Genomic DNA, 3,047 nt, shown 5'->3' on the forward strand with positions numbered 1-3,047 from the left:
TGAGCGGCCGCCCGTGGGTGGGGGGGGGCTGTGCTGCCCGCGCCGGATGGCGATGCCGCGGCTGGGCCCGGGGCGGTGCAGGCAGTCGCCTGACGAAGTCACGAGTGACGAGGGCCGAGGATCGAGGAACCGACGCAGACCCTGACTTGCCCCTCGCCCCTCGCCCCTCGAAACTCGATACTTACAAAAAATGACTTCCGCCAAAGTCCTCCAGGATAAGCTCGATTGGGAGCGGGACGGCGCTGACTGGCCAAACCGCCATGCGAGTCGTTTCGTCGAGGCAGGCGGGCTGCGCTGGCATGTGCAGGTGGCGGGTAGTGGACCCGTATTGTTGCTGTTGCATGGCACGGCGGCGTCTACGCACTCCTTCGGTGGACTCTTGCCGCTGCTGGCTGAGCGCTGCACGGTGGTTTGCCCGGACTTGCCCGGGCATGCCTTTACCGAGACGCCGCCGCCGAAGGAGATCTGCCTCACCTGCATGGCATCGCAGCTCGGCGCCCTGCTGCGCGCGCTGGAGCTGGACCCCGAGATCGGCGTGGGCCACTCCGCGGGTGCCGCGGTCCTGGTTCAGATGGCCCTCGACCGCCTGATCGAGCCGAGGCTCATCGTGAGCTTGTCGGGCGCGCTGATGCCGCTCAGGGGCCTTGCCGGAAAATGGTTCTCGCCGGCGGCGAAGCTCTTCGCGCGCAATTCCTTCCTGCCCAGGTTCGTCGCCAACGGCGCTCGCAAAGACCCCAAGGGCGTGCAGCGCCTCGCCGACAGCACTGGCTCCGAGCTCACTGACCACGATATCGCCTTCTACCGGCGGCTCATCGCGAGCCCGGGCCACCTCGCCGCGGCCCTCAACATGATGGCCAATTGGGACCTGGAGCCCCTCGCGCGCGACCTGCCGGAGCTTACGCCGGAGCTGCTGTTGGTGGCCTTTGGCAACGACAAGACCGTGCCGCCGGCGGAGGCCGAGCGTGTCATCGCTGTGGACCCCCGCGCCCGTATGAAGCTCGTGGGCGGTTTCGGTCACCTCGCGCATGAGGAGAACCCAGCCTACGTGGCAGAGCTGATCTTCGAGGCTGCGGGTCTGCGCTGAGGCTCTGCGGGCTGGCGATGCCTTCTGCGCGGATCAGTGCTCGTGAGGTGGCGGCGGGTGAGGCTGCAGCGATCGATCAGATCGGCAGCAGCGCGATGAGGAACAGCAGGATCAGCGCCAGGATGCCGACCCAATCGAAAACGCGCTGCCAACGCCTGTGCTTGTGGTGCAGCCGCTCGGTGGCATCCGTAAGCGCCGAGCTCGCCGCCAGCGTCGGTGACAGATAGGTACGCTGGTGCTTGAGCTCGATAGCGTCCAGCGCCGCGGCGGCTTCTACCATGTCCGCTCGATAAGCGCGGCTGTTCAGGTCCAGGAGCCGGTTGCGCAGATCGGCATGGAAATGCATCACCGCCGCGTCCAAGTCCCAGAAGAAGGCGACGATGCCGGCATCGGCCGGCGTCGCTGGCGGGATGGTGGCCTCATGCAGGCAGACGGCCTCGGGCGGGTCGCTGCAAGGCGTGATATAGAGATAGCCGGCGCGCATCCGCTGGTGTCCCGCTCGCAGTGACTGCCCAAGCCAGATGCGATGATGGTGAACGACGGGCCCCGGGTCAACGCGTGCGCGTGCGCTGCGCGGCGTAAGATACTGGGCTGCCGCCCCAGGCGCCGCTGAAGTGCGGTTCGTCGTAGGCTCCCCCGTGCGGCCGGCTTCGGAAACTGACCTTTTGGGGGCTGGGCCCGCACTGGGGCCCGCGCTGGGCCCGCCTGCCCGCCTGATGATGCGGCCCCAGGCTGCCCAGCAGGAGTTGGGCCTTAACTCTTGGACCTTGACTGTTGTTCCTTAGTGCGGGGCCGGGGGCCGAGCTTTTGGACGCAGCGGTCTCAGGCGGCTTGGGTCGATCGGGCGCCGGACTCCCAGTTGGCGATGCGGATCAGCTCCATGATCCCCCGGGCCAGCGGTAGAGCCTCTCTCGGCGCATAGCCCTCACCCCGAGACCAGGCCTCTTCGGCTTCGGCTGCAATCCCATGAAATCCCTGGCGGCAGAGCTCCCACACGGCTTTGTCTTGGTAAGCGGTCATAATAGTGCCCCTGATCAATGCTGCATGGCGGGGTCGCGGTGTTGCTTTTGGCAGACGTGCTGCGGCCTCCGAACGGTACGTCTGGAGCACGCGGCGAGCGCTGCCGAGGCTGTTGCCGAGAGGCTCCGTAGGTTGGTGTTAGCGTGCTCTACGTTGTTTTTCAACCTGTTGGGAGATCGAACAATCTCTGGTCCACATTGCGGCCGACGATGCTAGCCTCCCAGTGCGCGACAGCCGACGTTGTTGCGCGGCGGCAATCACCGTCGCTTACAGGCCACGCTTTCAGCATAGTCCATGGGGGTAAAGGCACAATTGGTGAATACCTTGTCCTGCGTCGGCGCAGACCCCGCCCACGGCCGAACTTCCGCCAACGAAAGCAGCGGGCTACGCCATGCGGACTGCATCTGATAGCGCCGCAGGCGTTGAATCCGGAAGAGCGAAACAATAACTTCCGCGCACTATGGTTTTGGGAGCTGCACCGCACGTGAATTCTTCAGATACTCAGCCGGGGCTGCTGCCCCTCGGCGTCGTTTTGGCCGGCGTCGCCTTCTCCTTCGCAACGGCGATCGTGCCGCACTTCGAGTCCGCCCACCGCCTGTTGGCCCTGCCCTTCGCTGTCGGCGTGGCCCTGTACGGTATCTACGGCGTGATCGCGGCGCTGGTGCCCAAGTCCCTAGGGGATCGGCTCGGGCTGCGGATCTTCGGACTGCACGTGGCGATGGGCGTGCTGTTGCGCGCCTCCATCGACCCCCGGTTCGTGGAGGGTTGGCTGGCGCTGGTCCCGACCCTGTTGATCGCTTACATGCTGGCGGACGTCTACCTGCGCCGCGGGCAGGCGCCGCTCGGCAACAGCGGCGACGGCGGCGGGGCGCTGTGAGCCTCCCGGCACGCTGCCGTCGACAGATCGACCCAACCGAGTCGTGCGCGCCGAGAGGATGGAGCT

At 66.4% G+C, this 3,047-nt stretch carries 4 protein-coding genes; 2 read left to right on the forward strand and 2 right to left on the reverse strand.

Annotation, left to right across the window (positions count from 1 at the left end; genetic code table 11):
• Positions 1-190 precede the first annotated feature (190 nt).
• The gene (gene bchO / locus I6U14_RS00950; RefSeq protein ID WP_296896123.1) at positions 191-1,084 is read left to right on the forward strand and encodes an alpha/beta fold hydrolase BchO; all 894 of its coding nucleotides are present in this window, start codon (positions 191-193) and stop codon (positions 1,082-1,084) included.
• A gap of 76 nt (positions 1,085-1,160) precedes the next feature.
• Here the strand turns inward: bchO and I6U14_RS00955 are convergent, their stop codons facing one another.
• Positions 1,161-1,568: a hypothetical protein gene (locus tag I6U14_RS00955; RefSeq protein WP_296896125.1), complete on the reverse strand. Its 408-nt coding sequence runs from the start codon at positions 1,566-1,568 to the stop codon at positions 1,161-1,163.
• Positions 1,569-1,906: 338 nt separating this feature from the next.
• Positions 1,907-2,104 carry a hypothetical protein gene (locus tag I6U14_RS00960; protein ID WP_296896127.1) on the reverse strand — a complete coding sequence of 66 codons (198 nt, stop codon included), beginning with the start codon at positions 2,102-2,104 and terminating at the stop codon, positions 1,907-1,909.
• A 484-nt stretch (positions 2,105-2,588) separates the two neighbouring features.
• Between I6U14_RS00960 and I6U14_RS00965 the strand changes: the two genes are divergently transcribed.
• A complete protein-coding gene (locus I6U14_RS00965) occupies positions 2,589-2,981 on the forward strand; it encodes a hypothetical protein (protein WP_296896129.1) in 393 nt (130 codons plus the stop codon).
• Positions 2,982-3,047: the final 66 nt, after the last annotated feature.

Origin of the sequence: Thiohalocapsa sp. (genome assembly GCF_019695415.1) — a bacterium.
In the GTDB taxonomy this organism is placed as follows: Bacteria; Pseudomonadota; Gammaproteobacteria; order Chromatiales; family Chromatiaceae; genus Thiohalocapsa.

What these genes read in the sequence shown, in the direction of transcription:
- I6U14_RS00955 (WP_296896125.1), bottom strand. Translation starts at nt 1,568, where the DNA reads ATGCGCGCCGGCTATCTCTATATCACGCCTTGCAGCGACCCGCCCGAG.
- bchO (WP_296896123.1), top strand. Translation starts at nt 191, where the DNA reads ATGACTTCCGCCAAAGTCCTCCAGGATAAGCTCGATTGGGAGCGGGAC.
- I6U14_RS00960 (WP_296896127.1), bottom strand. Translation starts at nt 2,104, where the DNA reads ATGACCGCTTACCAAGACAAAGCCGTGTGGGAGCTCTGCCGCCAGGGA.